The 14,904-nt window shown below is 73.0% G+C and carries 12 protein-coding genes and 1 pseudogene; 4 read left to right on the forward strand and 9 right to left on the reverse strand.

The window, feature by feature from the left end; translation table 11 throughout:
• The first annotated feature begins 100 nt into the window (after positions 1 to 100).
• The 3 genes from AB0M79_RS22285 to AB0M79_RS22295 are packed head-to-tail and all read left to right on the forward strand — an operon-like array spanning position 101 to position 5,995.
• Positions 101 to 667 (forward strand): hypothetical protein, encoded by a 567-nt coding sequence (locus AB0M79_RS22285; RefSeq protein ID WP_357539104.1) that lies wholly within the window; start codon positions 101 to 103, stop codon positions 665 to 667.
• Positions 664 to 3,408: an ATP-binding protein gene (locus tag AB0M79_RS22290; protein ID WP_364216812.1), complete on the forward strand. Its 2,745-nt coding sequence runs from the start codon at positions 664 to 666 to the stop codon at positions 3,406 to 3,408. Before AB0M79_RS22285 ends, AB0M79_RS22290 begins: the two co-directional genes overlap by 4 nt.
• Positions 3,398 to 5,995: a WD40 repeat domain-containing protein gene (locus AB0M79_RS22295; RefSeq protein ID WP_364216815.1), complete on the forward strand. Its 2,598-nt coding sequence runs from the start codon at positions 3,398 to 3,400 to the stop codon at positions 5,993 to 5,995. The genes AB0M79_RS22290 and AB0M79_RS22295 overlap by 11 nt, the downstream gene beginning before the upstream one ends.
• Before the next feature lie 13 nt (positions 5,996 to 6,008).
• Here the strand turns inward: AB0M79_RS22295 and AB0M79_RS22300 are convergent, their stop codons facing one another.
• The 3 genes from AB0M79_RS22300 to AB0M79_RS22310 all read right to left on the reverse strand — a co-directional run bounded on the left by AB0M79_RS22300 (position 6,009) and on the right by AB0M79_RS22310 (position 9,072).
• Positions 6,009 to 7,859, reverse strand: coding sequence for a putative dsRNA-binding protein (locus AB0M79_RS22300; protein ID WP_364216818.1), 1,851 nt, complete (start codon positions 7,857 to 7,859; stop codon positions 6,009 to 6,011).
• Positions 7,860 to 8,093: 234 nt separating this feature from the next.
• Positions 8,094 to 8,330, reverse strand: coding sequence for a hypothetical protein (locus tag AB0M79_RS22305; RefSeq protein ID WP_364216821.1), 237 nt, complete (start codon positions 8,328 to 8,330; stop codon positions 8,094 to 8,096).
• A 214-nt stretch (positions 8,331 to 8,544) separates the two neighbouring features.
• Complete coding sequence (locus AB0M79_RS22310; protein WP_364216824.1) at positions 8,545 to 9,072, reverse strand: hypothetical protein; 528 nt, start codon at positions 9,070 to 9,072, stop codon at positions 8,545 to 8,547.
• Between the two features lie 682 nt (positions 9,073 to 9,754).
• Between AB0M79_RS22310 and AB0M79_RS22315 the strand changes: the two genes are divergently transcribed.
• Positions 9,755 to 10,105, forward strand: coding sequence for a helix-turn-helix domain-containing protein (locus AB0M79_RS22315; protein WP_364217232.1), 351 nt, complete (start codon positions 9,755 to 9,757; stop codon positions 10,103 to 10,105).
• On the opposite strand, the pseudogene AB0M79_RS22320 reads toward AB0M79_RS22315, so the two are convergent.
• The 6 genes and pseudogenes from AB0M79_RS22320 to AB0M79_RS22345 all read right to left on the reverse strand — a co-directional run.
• Positions 10,008 to 10,277: pseudogene (locus AB0M79_RS22320) on the reverse strand (hypothetical protein); the annotation flags it as partial. The gene AB0M79_RS22315 and the pseudogene AB0M79_RS22320 overlap by 98 nt on opposite strands.
• 99 nt (positions 10,278 to 10,376) lie before the next feature.
• The gene (locus AB0M79_RS22325; RefSeq protein WP_364216827.1) at positions 10,377 to 11,072 is read right to left on the reverse strand and encodes a biliverdin-producing heme oxygenase; all 696 of its coding nucleotides are present in this window, start codon (positions 11,070 to 11,072) and stop codon (positions 10,377 to 10,379) included.
• Complete coding sequence (locus tag AB0M79_RS22330; RefSeq protein WP_364216830.1) at positions 11,069 to 11,908, reverse strand: heme ABC transporter ATP-binding protein; 840 nt, start codon at positions 11,906 to 11,908, stop codon at positions 11,069 to 11,071. Before AB0M79_RS22330 ends, AB0M79_RS22325 begins: the two co-directional genes overlap by 4 nt.
• Positions 11,905 to 13,020 (reverse strand): iron ABC transporter permease, encoded by a 1,116-nt coding sequence (locus AB0M79_RS22335; protein WP_364216833.1) that lies wholly within the window; start codon positions 13,018 to 13,020, stop codon positions 11,905 to 11,907. The genes AB0M79_RS22330 and AB0M79_RS22335 overlap by 4 nt, the downstream gene beginning before the upstream one ends.
• Positions 13,017 to 14,042 carry an ABC transporter substrate-binding protein gene (locus tag AB0M79_RS22340; protein ID WP_364216836.1) on the reverse strand — a complete coding sequence of 342 codons (1,026 nt, stop codon included), beginning with the start codon at positions 14,040 to 14,042 and terminating at the stop codon, positions 13,017 to 13,019. The genes AB0M79_RS22335 and AB0M79_RS22340 overlap by 4 nt, the downstream gene beginning before the upstream one ends.
• The gene (locus AB0M79_RS22345; protein WP_364216839.1) at positions 14,039 to 14,887 is read right to left on the reverse strand and encodes a hypothetical protein; all 849 of its coding nucleotides are present in this window, start codon (positions 14,885 to 14,887) and stop codon (positions 14,039 to 14,041) included. Before AB0M79_RS22345 ends, AB0M79_RS22340 begins: the two co-directional genes overlap by 4 nt.
• Between the last annotated feature and the right edge of the window lie 17 nt (positions 14,888 to 14,904).

Raw genomic sequence — 14,904 nt, forward strand, 5'->3', positions numbered from 1 at the left:
CGCAACCGGAACCGCTGACGGATTCGCGACCGTCCGATCGGGCTGATCGCGTGACCGCTGGCGGTACGGTGGAGACCTTCACCCCCGGTAGGAGGCCGACGTGCCCGAACCTCTGACGATCGCCGCGGTGAGCGCGATAGTTCTCGCGGAAGGTGTGCGTTTCCTCTACGACCAGACCGGCGCCTGGCTGGAACGCCGGCGGGAGCGGAACGCCGCCCGCGCGGCCGGGCAGGAGGAGCCCGCGCAGGAGGTCGTCGCGGTGTCCGGCGGCGAGCAGGTGCTCGACCAGCCGCTGCGGTCGGTGACGATCGACCACGACGTCCTCGCCGAGCGGGAAAGGGAGATCCTTACCGCTCGGGCGATGCTCAGCCCCTACCGGGAGGGCCACCTACCGGCGAGCGGCACGGACCAGGACCTGCTGACGCAGCTCGACACGCTGCGCCGGCTCGCCGAGACGGTCGTCGGGCAGCGGCTGACGTTCGTCGGCGAGCCGCGGGAGGCCACCGGCGTACGGGTGAAGCTCAAGCAGGACGTCAAGAAGCTGCGGCAGCCGCTGCGCGCCGTCCACGGTGAACTTCCGGCCGGCAGCTACGAGATCGACCAGGTCGTCGAGGAAGCGGACGGCCCCGTGACCGGATTGGACTTCACCCGGCCCACCGCTGGATGAGGCCACAGGATGTCGTCGGCTGGCTGCAGGGGGCACTGACCGGCACCAGGCCGGTGCTCTGCCTCACCGGCCTGGCCGGCCTCGGCAAGCGGCAGCTTCTGCGGGAGGCGGCGAGCCAGCTCGGGCACCACATACGACCGGCCGAGGTCGATCTCGTCTGGCTCGACGATCCGGGCACCGACGAGCGGGCGCTCACCCTGCTCGCCCCGTTCGGCGAGGCGGTCGCCGCCGCCGGCACGCAACCACCGCCGGCACCGCGACGGTCCACGCTGCTGCTGACCGCCGACCTGGACACGTTGCGGGACCGTAACCCGTCGCTCGCCGACCTGGTGGCGCGGGCGGTGCGCAGCGTGACCGACGTGCACCGGCACCGGCTGGCGCTGGTCGTGGGCATGGCGCAGCGTCCCGCCGAACCGTTCCAGGGCAGGGTGGAGCAGGTCGGTTTCATCCAGCCGCGCACCGCCGCCCTCGACCACGTCACCGCCTGGGCCCGCCACGATTCCGGGCAGGACGTCCTGCTGGTCACGGGTCGCCCGGGTGCCGGCAAAAGCACGCTGGCACGTACGGTGCTGCACCGGCTCGCCGACGAGACCGGGGTGACGGTCGCCTACGCGACGGTCTGGGACCAGGTGGGGCAGGCCGGCGGCCCGGCCGTGCGGGAGAGCGAACTCGTGCACGCGGTCGCCGACGTGATCGGCCGCGACGCGCCCGAGGCGCTGCTGGCGCACGGTGCGACCTTCATCAAGCTGACCCAGCAGGTCGGCAGCGGCACCGCCATCGGTGTCAACAAGCCGGTCATCGCCACCCCGACCCTCGGCTTCCTCTACGGGGTGCTGGAAGCCCGGGCCAGGATCGCGCGGGAACGTGGCGACGAACCGGACACGCTGGTCCTCGTCGTCGACGCAATGGACGACCAGCGCCGCGACGCGGAAAGCCTGCGGGTGCTCACCGAACTGCTCACCCGGTACGCGGACTTCGCCCGCTGGGGTCTGCGCCTGCTGCTGTTCTCCCAGTACCCGCCGGTCGGCTTCCCGCCGGACGGGCCGTACCCGCGTCGGCTCGACCTCGCCGACAGCGCCGACGCCGACATCGGCGAATACGTCCTGACCGCGCTCACCGATCCGGCGCTGGCCGTACGGCTTCGCGCGGAGCGGATGGACGCCGTCGCCGCCGCCGTGGTGCGCCGCTGCGCGGGCCAGTTCCTGGTCGCCGCCGGCTACCTGGCGGAGATCCGGGCGGCCGGGCAGGTGCCGGCCGACCTGTGGCGGTCCGAACCGATCGGGAGCCTGGTCGACTACTACCACGGCGCGCTGCCCCGGCTGCTCGGCCGTGACCTGGGGCCGGGTGCCTGGCCGGAGCGGGTGCTGCGGGACAGCGAACGGGCGTTGTTCATCGCGGCGACGACCCGGCACGGCCTCACCGAGACCGAGATGTCCCGGGTGTGGACGGTCGCCGACGAGCCCGGCCGCGGCCGGCCGGGCTCGCAGACCTGGCGCGGGGCCCGGGAGAACGTCCTGCGTGGGCCGGTACGGGAATACCTGGTGCTGCCGGATCCGGCGGCGGGTGCCGGGCCGGCCGGTCGGGTGATGCTCTTCCATCCCGCGGCCGCGGCGGCGGTACGGGCCATGGCCGCCTCCGACGGTGAGTGGACCGGCGCCGACCTGGAACGGCGCCGGTTCGTCCGGGCGCTCACCCCGCTGTTCCCCGAGGGGGTCGAGTGGGATGCCCGTACCGGCCGGCTCGCCCTGGCCGAGACGCCGGCGCGGCTCGCCGAGATCATCGACGCGGCGGCCGAACTCGGCCACGACGACGAGGACCTGGCGCTGTGGCAGGGCCGGCTGGCACTGCTGGTCGAGTCATGGGAGTGGCTGGAAGCCTGCCTGCTGGCTCCCGCGCCGACCGCCGGCGACATCCCGCTCGGCCTGGACGCCGCCATCGCCGGCCTGGCGGTGACCCAGCGGCTCCTGGACAGCGGGCGGCTCGCGCCGGGGCTGCTGTCCGCGCGGAGTGTCCCGGTCCTGCCGAGGCCGTCGCGGGTCATCGCGAGCGCACCGCCGCCACCGCCGGTGGAGGAATCGGCGGAGACGCCGGCGCCCGGCCAGCGCCGGTACGCGGTGCTGGGACAGGGCGAGATCGTCGCCTTCCTCACCGGCGAACTCCGTTACACCAGCCGTGCCGAGGCGGTGGCCTCGCTGCAGCGGCTGCGCGAGGTCTACCCGATCGCCCGGCGCGAGGACGACGACAGTGACTCGGTGCGGCTGTGGGTGAAGTGGTTCGGGCTGACCATCCAGGACTGGGAGGCCGGCTTCGTCGGCCACTACGTCGACCTGGAGCCCGAACCCGTCGGGGCCGGCCAGTGGCGGATCGGCGTGCACAAGCACCGCGTCGACCGCATCGACCGGCATCCGGAACGGCGTTCGCCGGGACAGGCGCACCCGAACTGGGGTCACCGGGTGCTGCGCAGGGCGTTGGGGAGTCCGCGGCCGCAGCAGCGGCCGCAGATCTTCGCCACCCGTGCCGAGGCCGAGTCCCAACTCGACACCCTGCGCGAGGACTACCCGCTGAGCACCGCCTGGCGGGCCGGGCGACTGGGCGTCCTGGTCTACGAGGGGTGGCGCCGGGAGCGCAGCGAGAAGCCGACACACCAGTACTCGCTGCGGATCGAGGCGACCGTCGGCGGCTACGTCGTGCGCGCGGTCGACGAGGACTTCGACCCGGAGGGCGGCCCCGATGAACTCTAGCGTCGGGCAGCTGCTCGGCCTGCTCAGGGCCGCCGCGGCCGAACTGCCGGAGCTGAGCGTCGAGTCGGCCGGCGGGGCCCGGGCCACGCTCGCGCAGCAACTGCTCTACACCACCCGGACCAGGGCCGACAGCCCGGACGGAAGACCGCGTACGGACCTGATCGCCCCGGTGATCGCCGCCCGGGTCGACGACCTGCTCGGCTCCGGCATCCCCGCGCCGGCACTGATCACCCGCTATTCCACCAGCTGGCTGCGGCACCGCTACCGGATCGGGCGGGGCGCGATCTCGGCGGTGGCGGTCGGCGACGACGCGTCCCTCGTCATCGCCAGCGGCGACGACGGGACCCTGTTCGGCTGGCGGGCGGACAGCGGCCCGGGCTGGCGACCGGTCGGCGAACTGTCCGCTCCGGCCACCGCCGTCGCACTGGCCCCCGGGACCGGAGACGTCGCCGTCATCGGTGACCAGAGCGGGGCGGTCCACGTCGTCGACCTCGCCGACGGCTGGGGGCCGGTCGTCCGGCTGGGCGCCCACGCGGGCATCGTGCACGCGGTCTGCGCCACCGGCACCCACCTGTTCTCGGCGGGTGTCGACGGCCAGCTGCTGCGGTGGGACCGGCGGGCTCCGGACGCCGGCCCCGAGGTGTTCGCCGACCTGGGCGAGGAGATCTTCGCGCTCGCCGCCACCGACGACCACGTCCTCGCCGCGGACGCCCGGGGTCGGCTGCACCGCTGGAGCCATGCCACCGGAGAGGGCCACGTCGTCGGCGACCACGGTCGGCCGACCGTCGTCACCGGACTGGTCGCGGCCCGCTCCGGGGAGTGGGTGGTCAGTTGCGGATACGACGGCACGATCCGGCGCTGGCCGGTGGCCGACGGTGCCGGTGAGCCGTCGATCGTCGGCCGGCACAAGGGCCGGCTCTGGCGCGGGGTGCTGACCGCCCACGACACCTGGGTCGTCGCCAGCACCGGGGTGGGCACGTTGCTGTCCTGGCCCGTCGACGGCAGTGCCGCGGCCGGTACGGTCGTCGGCGCCCACGACCGTACGGTGACCGCCCTGGGCGCGGCACGCGACGGCACCGTGATCAGCGGTGGTCGCGACGGGCTGCTGCTGCGCTGGTCGGGCGTCGGCGACCGGGCGGCGGCGGGGCGGCCGGGCCGGACGCGAAGCGAGGAGCCCGAGATCCGGGCGATCGCCGTGACCGGTGACCAGCGGACGGCGGTCACGGGTGGGCGCACCGGCATCCACCGCTGGCCGCTGGACGGCGCGGAGCTGCCGGCGCCGGAACGGATCGCCGATGTCGACGTGCGGACGCTCGTGCGGTTGCACGGCACACGCGACGAGTTCGTCGCCCTCGTACGCCCCGCACCGCCCCCGCCGGAGCCGGACGAGGCCAGCGAGGCCGGCGAACCCGGCGAGACCAGCGAGACCGCCGAGGCCGTTACGACCGGCGGACCCGGGCAAGCCGACGAGACCGGCGCGACCGAGCAGCCGGTCCGCACGGGCGACGAGTTGCAGTTGTGGACGCTGGCCGGCGGCGAACCGACGGTGCTGCTGCGGTCGAAGCCGAGCGACGCGCCGTACTACCGGCTGGCCGCCGTGCCCGGCGCCCGTGCGGTGATCGCGACCAGGCAGAACGGCAACGTCGAACGCATCGACATCGGGCGGGGCGGCCAGGTCGACGTGATGCGGCTCGGGTGGCACCGCAGCGGCCGGGCCCGGGCGGTGGCCGTCACCCCCGACGGGGCGGCGACGATCACCACCAACAACGGCCTCGAGGTCTTCCGGTGGAGTGCGCTCGGCCCGGGTCTGCCCCGGCCGTTCAGCGGATACCACGCCCGGGTCACCGCGATAGCGGTGACCCCGGACGGCGGCTTCGTCATCGCCGGGGACGAGCACGGCCGCACCATCGTCTGGTCGCTGGACGACCACCGGGTGGCGATGCAGCTGCACGAGGGGCGCAGCCGCTCCGCCGTACGCGACATCGTGGTCGACCCGGACAACCGCTGGGTCGCCACGGTCGCCGACGACGGTGCGGTCCGGTGCTGGCGCTGGCCGGTGGCCGGGCTGCCCGCCGGCAGCGAACTGATCCCGGTGGCGCTGCCCAGGGCGCTGGCCGCCGTTCCCGGTGGCTTTCTCGTCGCCGACCGCTACGGCGGCCTGACGAGGGTGGACGTCCGGCTGGCCGAGGAGCCCGAGTTCGGTGTCGACGCGCAGGCGCCGGCCGGGCCGGTGGAACTCGTCGTCGTCATCGACAACTGGGGGCTGGGCCGGCTGGCCCGCCAGGGCCGCCGGATCGACCAGACGGGCCTGTCGCGCCGGATCGCCGGTGGGCGGACCGCCCGGAGCATCGTCGTCTGCCCGGACATTCCGGAGCTGCGTGGCATGCGTTCGGCGCTGCGGGCCAAGGGCCTCCGGTTGCACAATGTGGACCGCGACCGGAACGCCCAGTACGGCCAGATCAAGGCGCTGCTGGTGGAAGAGTTGGCTCAGGGGCTGCCGGTGGTGCTGCACAGCACCGACCGGCGGCTGTTCGACCGGGTCGAATTCCTCCAGGGCGACCTGAGCTTCGACTCCGAACTGGACTGAGCCGGGCGTCCGGTCACCGGTCGGCGATCCGGGCGAGAGCGGCGCGGACGGCGCTCGCGAGTGGTCCGCTCGGCCCGTCGGCCGGTGGCGCCGGTTCCGGTCGGGCGGCGCCCGCGCCGCGCAGGGCGTACGCGTAGGCGGCGGTGAGGTCGTCCGGCAGGCAGGGTGAGATGTCGTCGTCGACCAGCCGGTCCACCGCCGCCGCCCAGGCGAGGAGGTCGTCCGGGGCGTCGGCCAGGTGCAGCCCGAACAGCTTCCGCTTGGCCCACTTGCGCCACAGGGCCGGTTCGGCGGCGAAGGCGGTCGCCTGGTGTGCGACGAGGAACCGTAGGGCGGCCGGGTCGTCGACGTGGTGCGGAACCGGAAGCGCGAGGCTGTCGGTCAAGGCCAGGAAGAGTTCGGCGGCGTGGTTGTTCGCGACGGACTGGCTGCGCCCGTCCGGACCGGCCAGGGTCACCACCTCGCCGGTGGCGAGGCTGTGCAGGTCGACGACGGTGCGGTAGCGCGGCTCGTGCTCCGGCCCGTGCCGGCTGACCTGGTACTGGGCGTGCAGGTCCAGGGCGGTGCACAACGTGTCGAAACGGGTCCGGCCGTCCTCCTGCCGGGCGCCGCCCGGCGCGATCGTGTCCCACGCCGCCTGGTAGGACCGGGACCACCTCTCACCGAGCGGGGCGAAGTCGTTCGCGGCCAGCGCGGCGCCGTACAGGGCCTGGAACGCGGCCGCGGCCACGGTGACGCTGGACTGCTGCTGGGCCTGGCCGGCGCCGAGCAGCAGTCCGGGGCCGGCGTCGATCAACTCCAGCGCCCGGGCGTACATCGTGCCCTCGGGGGTGGCCAGGGACAGGCTGTCGACGGCGCCGGTCAGCAGCACCGTCCGGACGATCGACAGGTAGTACTCGTACATCACTGCCCGGGCGCCCAGGGCGGTGAGGGCCTGGTTGTCGCGCTGGCCGTACTTGCGCAGCAGGGTCTGGTTCTCGTGCGCCCACGAGCCGTGGATGAGCGCCTGGGAGAACAGGCCGAGGCAGCGGTCCGGCAGGCGGAGCGTGCGGCGCAGCCGAAGCACCACGGCCATGTGGGCGGTGGACTCGTCGACCGGCTGCGGTTCGGGGCGGCTGTCGCCGACCGCCGACCGCTGGGCCGCGAGCAGCCCCGGACTGTGCGTACGGATGAAGTCGAGGGCGGCGGCCTGGCTGGCGGCCTTCTTGTTGCTCGCCGTTCCGGTGCCGCTGCGGCCCGTCGCGTCGGTGACCACCGCGTGGTAGACCAGCGCGTGGCCGGGGCCCTCCTGGTGGTATTCGAAGCGGGTCGACCCTTCCGGCAGCGACTCCTGCAGCAACTGTTTCGGATTGCCGGTGCCGCCGCCGTCGTCGCGGATCTCGGCCAGGAGGCCCGCCATCAGGTTCTCGGCGGTCCGGGTCTCGCCGACCAGGCACAGCAGGCCCAGCAACCGGTTGAACAGCGCCGCGAACACGCGGTCCGGGACCGGTCCCCGCCCCAGGCTCTGGCCCAGCACCGCGGACTCGCGCAGCCAGTCGAGGCGGGCCGCCCAGCCGGGGAAGGCGGCCGCCAGTCGGGTCACCTCGCGGTGCAGGCGCCGCTGGTCGGCGCCGGGGTTGCGATAGGCGGCGATGGTGGCCGTATGTTGCTGGAAGATGGAACCGAGGGTCTCCAGCGCTTCCAGGTAGCGCGGGTCGGGCGGGTCCGGCCGGTGCCGGTCGTCGTTCAGATAGGACCGGTGGGTCAACGTCAGGCGGACCGCGTCGACGAGTTCGTCGCCGGGGGTGCTGAGTCCCGCGCCGGCGAGTGCTCCCAGGGCGGGGGCGACCAGATCCGGCAGCCCGTGTCCCTTGCCCTTCAGCACACCAAGATCCATCGCCCGCCCGCTTTCTGCCGCCCGGCTGCCGGTGGCACGTACACCGTAGGCGGTGGCCACACGGGACGGAACGGGACCGTCGGGTAGCCAACCGTCCGCCGTGGCCGGTGGGCGGCCGTCATCCGTCCGCCGGCCACCTGACGGTCAGCACCGTGGAGTCGGTCACGGCGTGCCAACTGTGCGCAACCCCGGGGCCGTACAGCACATAGTCGCCGCAGCGGCTCAGCAGCACACGTCGCCGCTTGGTCGGAAACTCCCATCACGAACGAAGGTCGGCGCGTTGGGCAGGAAGTAGACCTCGCACGAGCCGTCCGCCCCGGGCGGCGACGAGATCTTGCGGAACTTCTCGACCGCCGCGCCGACGTCGAGGGTGGGCGTAGTCGGCGGGCACCAGCCAGTCGGCCGGGGTGAGGCGGGGTCGACCAGCGCGAAGCGGGCGCGCACCCCCCTGTGGGTCACGCAGTCCTGGATCGCCTGGCAGGGGGGTGACAACGGACCGCTATCCGAGCGATGGTGGAAGATAGGCGCAGGCACGGCCCTCTAGCACGCTTGTCGGCTTCGACACCACATATGGCTGGAAAGGGCGTGCCTGCCCTATCTGCTGATCACCACACCCGGCACGTCCCAGCCAGGTCATCCAACCAGGACGTCCCACCACCTCGCCGGAGCGCGGCTAGTTGGCCACGTCGAGAATGAATCTTTCGTGGGCGCCGCCGCTGGGACCGAACCTGGTGACGTCTTCGAGGTATTGGCAGTTGACTATCCCACCGCCCTGATCGGTGGCGGCGGTCACCCCGTCGGCGACCATGCGCAAGAACACACCCGGAAAGATCGTCGCCGACTCGAAGGAAAACGAATCGCCCGACTGCGGGAAAAGCTTGAACTTTTCGTGGGTATCCGCGCCAAACTGGCAGTTGACCCTCCCGCCGCCAGCCCCCCCGGGCACCAACCCGGCGCCGTCCATACGCAAGTACACGTTTGGCCAGGTCACCGATTCGAAGGAGAACGAACCGTCCGCCTGCCGGTGGAGCTTGTACTTCTCCAAGGGCCCCGCGCCGAACTGGCAGTTGACCGTCCCACTGCCAGACCCGCTGAAGGTCGTCACCCCGGCACCGTCCATGCGCAGATATACATTCGGAAAGTACCACGATTTGATCGTGATCGGCTTGTTCCCGAGCGTGGCGAAATCCGCTAACGACAACGGCATAACGTCCCTCTCTTTCTCTCTCTGGGAATTCTCACCGTAGTCGGATCGTCACTGACTGATAAGCCCGACGCTTGGCGCGGAGCGAACGTAACGACGATGGTGGATGCATGCGTCAGAACCGAAATCCAACGGTATGTCGGGATTATTGTGACCGGCGAGGGCTGCGGCGGCCAGCCCGCGGATCGCCGCCACTTCGGCGGGATAGACGGCTTACGGCAGGCGCCCCGTCAGGAAGGATTCGCTCGCCCAGGGTCCTGAGTCGTCAATTCGCGGGCAGTATGTGGAGGCTGTTGAGGAGGTCGTCGTCGGTTCTGGTCCAGACGAAGGGTTTCGGTCGGCGGCCCACGCGTAGATCCAGGCTTGGACGTCGGTTTCGAGTTCGGCGAGGCTGCGGTGGCTGGATCCGCGCGGTTTCCGGTTGATCAGCGACAGGCCGGAGGCCTCGGAGCTCCACCGCACCACGCGGACGACCAGCCATCCCGACAGACCACTATCTGCGGCCGAACTAACGACTCAGGACACTAGTGTCCTGCGCCAGAAGTTCGCCTGATAAGTGGGTGTAAGCTGCGGGGTGCCGAAAACCGGGCGTCCGACCCCGCCGTTGACGCTGACGGACGAAGAGCGCGCGACGTTGACGCGTTGGTCGCGGCGGGCGAAGTCGTCGCAGGTGTTGGCGATGCGTTCACGGATCGTCCTGGCGTGCGCCGAGGGCGCCTCGAACGTCGACGTGGCGACGGAACTGGGCGTCCATCTGTCCACTGTGGGTAAGTGGCGGCGGCGGTTCCTGAAGCTGCGGCTGGACGGCCTGATCGACGAGCAGCGGCCGGGCCGTCCGGCGTCGATCGGCCTGGACCGGGTCGAGGACGTCGTGGCAGCAGGGGGTTGCCCCCGCCGAGCGTCACCGTACGGACCCGCCACCTCTGGAGCGTCGCGATCAGCAGGTCAATCCGTGCGGGGTCGAGGTCGGGCCGCTCCTTCCAGGTCCACTGTGCGCAGTGCGTGCAGCGCGCGGCGCAGCGGAGGGTGACGTCGAGGTGGACCGACAGGGGTCTCGGCGCGGGTCCACCGGCGCGGAGCCAGCGTAGCCCGGCGTCGACGGCCTCCGCCGGAATCCCGCTCCCGGCACCACGGAGCAGGTCCTGGTTGGCCGGCAACGGGTGCCATCCGACTCTCCCATGCAGGACATCGACCACTGGCATACTGAGCGTAACCACCCCGTCGCCGCCCCACCAGGGTGCACATCGGGCCGACCGGCGGGGCCGGACGGGAACGTCCCGTCCCGCCCCGCGCACCGGCCGTCAGCCGGCCGGTTCCCCGAGCCGGCGCGGGTACGGCCGGGCCGCCTGCGCCAGCTCCGTGAAGACCGCCCGGTTGAGGTCGAAGGCGACGACGGCCTCGCCGGCCATCCGGTCGAACTCCTCCGGCGTCAACGGCAGCGCGTCCAGCCGTTCGCGGTACTCCCGCTTGAACCGGCCCCGGCTGGGGATACCGTCGAACTCGTAGAACCTCGTGCCGCGCCCGGCCGGGAACTCGTACGTCGCACGGATCGCCTTCGCCACGACGGCACCCCCGGACAGGTCGCCGAGGTACCTGGTGTAGTGGTGGGCGACGAATCCGGCCGGCCAGGTGAAGCAGACCTGCCGCAGCCGCTGCCGGTATGCCTCGGTCGCCGCGCCCGCGACGCTCTCCTCGCGCCAGCCCGGGCCGCGAAGGTAGTCGAGGTCCTCGACCAGCGCGGGCAGGCGGGTGAGCTCGTCGGCGACGAACGGTCCGGCGACCGGGTCGTCGCGCATCGCCCCGGCCGCCTCCTCGAGGATCTCGTAGATGAAGTAGTGCTGGGTGACCAGGAGCGCGTAGCCCTCCACGGCGAACTTCCCGGCGATCAGGTCGGTCACGTAGGTGGTCGACTCCGCGGCCTGGTGGGCGGCGTCCGTGGCGGCACGCAGCCGGGCGGCGATCCCGGCGTCGGCGGCCGCGTCAAGGGTGTCGGTCATCTGGCATTCTCCGTCGTTCGGATCGGTAGCACCAGGCGGGTGCCGGTGCGGGGATGGAGCACGATCTCGATGTCGTGTTGATAGGTCCGGCTGAGCCGCTCCGCGGTCAGCACCTCGGCCGGGGACCCGTCGACGACCAGGCGGCCCTGGGCGAGCAGGGCGATCCGGTCGGCGTACGCGGCGGCCAGGGTCAGGTCGTGCAACACGACGACGACGGCGTTGCCGGCCGCCGCGCGGTCGCGGGCGATGCCGAGCACCAGTTCCTGGTGGCGTACGTCGAGCGCGGCGGTCGGCTCGTCGAGCAGCAGGATCGGGGCCCGCTGGGCGAGCATCCGGGCGAGCGCGACCCGGGCCTGCTCCCCGCCGGAGAGGCTGGGGAACGGCCGGTCGGCGAGGTGTTCGATGTCGGCCAGGCGCAGCGCCGTGGCGACGGCTTCGGTGTCTTCGGCCTGTTCGGGCCGGCCGGCCCAGGGGGCCCGGCCCATGTGCACGACGTCGGCTGCGGTGAACGGGAAGGCGACGGTGGCCCGCTGCGGCAGCATCGCCCGGCGGCGGGCGAGTTCGATCGGCCGCCACGCCGACAGCGGCGTCCCCTGGATCCGGATCTCGCCGGCGGTGACGGGTAGGTCGCCGCAGAGGGCGGCGAGCAGGGTCGACTTGCCGGCGCCGTTCGGCCCGACCAGGGCGAGCACTTCGCCGGCGCGGACCCGCAGGCTGACGTCGTGCAGCACCGGCCGGCCGCCGAGCCGGACGTGCAGCCCGTGCGCGGCGACCGGCGGCTCCGATGTGGATGGTGCCGCCTTGGCGGCCCGGTCGCCGCGCCGCCACCCGGTCATGCCCAGCCTCCGGCACGGGCCCGGGTGCGGCGCAGGAGCCAGAAGAAGCAGGGGCCGCCGATCAGCGCGGTCAGCACACCCAGCGGCAGTTCCTGATAGTCGATCAGGGTGCGGGCGACGAGGTCGCCGGCGACCACGACCGCCGCCCCGCCCAGCGCGCTGGCCGGGACCAGGATGCGGTGGCCGGGGCCGGTCACCATCCGGATCAGGTGGGGTACGACCAGGCCGACGAAGCTGATCACGCCGGTGAACGCGACGGCGGACGCGGCCAGCAGCGCGGTGACGGTGATCATCACGATGCGCAGCCGCTCGACGTCGACGCCGAGGTGCCGGGCCGGTCGCTCACCGAGGGCGAGCAGGTCCAGCCGCCGGGCGGCGGCGACCGAGGCGGCGATGCCGACGGCCGCGCACGGTGCGGTGACGGCGACGGCCGCCCAGTTGGCCTGGGCGAGGCTGCCCAGTTGCCAGAACGCGATGGCGCGTACGGCGTCGGCGTCGCCGAAGAACATCAGCACTCCGAGCAGCGCGCCGGCCACGGCGTTGACCGCGATGCCGGTCAGGACCAGGGTGACGACCTCGGTACGGCCGTTGGACCGGGACAGCGCGTAGACCAGGAACGTGGTGAGCAGGCCGCCGCAGAAGGCGGCCGCGGCGACGGTCCAGCCGCCGGCGACGGAGATTCCGGTGACGATGGTGGCGGCGGCGCCGACCGCCGCACCGGAGGAGACCCCGATGACGCCGGGCTCGGCGAGCGGATTGCCGAAGACGCCCTGCATGACGGCGCCGGCACAGCCCAGTGCGGCGCCGACGACGACGGCAAGCGCGACGCGGGGGAACCGGACGACCCACAGGGCGTTGTCACCCTGTGGTGCGGTGGGTGTCGGTCCGATCGGCAGGCCGAGGCGGTGCAGGACCGAGCCGAGGACCTCGTCCGGTGGTATCCGTACCTGGCCGGTGCCGGCGGCGACCAGGCAGAGCAGCGCGAGCAGGCCGAGCAGTCCGGCGACCAGCAGCCAGCCACGGCGGCGGGCGCGTCCGGTCGGCCGGGGCCGCTGTTCGGTGCCGGCCGGCGGCGGTACGGCGGTGGGCCGCCGCTCGGTGGTCGGGTTCACCGGCATGAGCGGTAGACCGCCTCGGCGAGTGCCGCGATCGCCGGCCCGGTCCGGGCGCCGAAGTTGAGCAGGAGGCCGTCGTCCATGTCGACGACGCGCCGGTTCTGGCCGGCCGGGGTCTGGCCGACGCCGGGCATCGCGATCAGGCCGTCGACACCTTTGACGGACTCCAGCCCGTGGGTCATCACGAGGATGACGTCGGGCGCGGCGTTGATCAGTCCTTCGCTGGTCAGCGGGCGGAACTTGACCAGCCCGATCTCGGTGCCGGCGTCGACCGCGCCGATCGCCCGGATCATCTCGTCGGATCCGGCACCCTTGCCGCCCATGAGGAACACCCCGGCGGTGCCGCGCAGGTAGAGGAAGGCGATGCGCAGGGGGCGGCCGGACGGCGCCTGCCGGCGGGCGCCGGCGATCTCGCCCTCGACCCGGGCGACCAGCTTCTCCCCGCTCTGCGGCACGCCGAGCGCGGTGGCGATGGCCCGGATGTGGCGGGAGATCGCCGGCAGGGTCTGTTCGTCGTCGACGAGGACGACGGCGATTCCGGACCGGCGGAGCTGGTTGAGCACCTCGGGGGGTCCGATGCTGTTGTCGGCGATGACGACGGTCGGGTCGAGGCGCAGGATCGCCTCGCCGGACAGGTCGTGGCCGGCCGGCGTGACCACCGGCAGGTGGGCGGCGGCGGCGAGGGTCGTGGAGGTGTCCCGGCCGACGACCCGGTCGCCGAGGCCCAGGCTGAAGACGATCTCGGCGATGGACCCGTACAGGTTGACCGGCAGGATGCGGCTGGCGTCGGTGACGGTGACGTCGGTGCCGTCGGCGGAGGTCACGGTGACCGGCAGGTGGCTCGGCGGGTTGTCGTCGACCGGGGCGACGTCCTGGTCGGGGAGCCGGGCGGTGGCGGGGCCGCAGCCGATCGCGGGGTCCACGTCGGACGCGGTGGCGCCGGTCGGTCCCGGGGCGCAGGCGGTCAGTGCGAGCAGCGCGATCCCGCCGAGGGTCGCGACCAGGCGCCGGCCTCTCACCGTTCCCCCCGTCGGCGCCGGAACCGCAGGACGAGCAGGAGGGCCACGACGCCGGCGAGCGCGATCAGGGCGGCGTTCCACCAGCGGTCGGCGGCGGTGCTCTGGCTGACGCGGGTGACGTCGGCGGCGGCGGTCGCGGCGCCGTCGGCCGCGGGTGCGCCGCCGGGGGTGGCGGCGGAGGCGGTGGCCGCGACGCCGGCGGTGGCGGGCTGAGTTGCGGTGGTCGGGGCGCCGGGTGCCGGGGTCGTACGGCCGGGGCCGGGGTTGCTCGGGTTCGCGGCGGGAGGGGGCGGGTTGCCCGGTGCCGGCTGGGCGGCGGCGAAGGTGACGGGCACCCGGACGTCCTGGGAGCGGTCGGCGGTCCGCAGGTGGTCGGTGCGGGTGACGACGGCGCAGCGGGTGACGGTGCAGTCGACGTCGCCGATCTTGGTGCTGACCTTCACCTGGACGGAGAAGGACCCGCCGGGCCCGTACGGGATGGCGAGTCCTTCGCCGTACGCGGGTGGGTTGGACGAGATCCATTGTGATGCGCCGGAGTTGCCGGACATGTCGATGCCGCCACCGCAGGGCGACGGCGCGGTGCCGGCGCCGTTGTCGACGCAGAAGGCGACGTAGATGCCCTTGCTCGTGTCGTAGCCGGTGCCGGAGACCGAGAGCGTCTCGCCCTGCCGGTTGATCCCGGTCGTCTTGCTCACGGTCAGTCGTTGTCCGTTGGCGCCCTGGCCGACGGTCTCCGCCCACGCCGGGGCGGGGGCGAGCCCGACGGCGGTGACCGCGGTGGCGCAGAGCAGGGCCAGCGTCGGGCCGGTGCCGACGAGGCGTCGAAGGTTGGGACGGGATGGCATCAGACTCTCCACGCTCT

Source organism: Polymorphospora sp. NPDC051019 (assembly GCF_040683055.1).
Lineage (GTDB): Bacteria > Actinomycetota > Actinomycetes > Mycobacteriales > Micromonosporaceae > Polymorphospora > Polymorphospora lycopeni.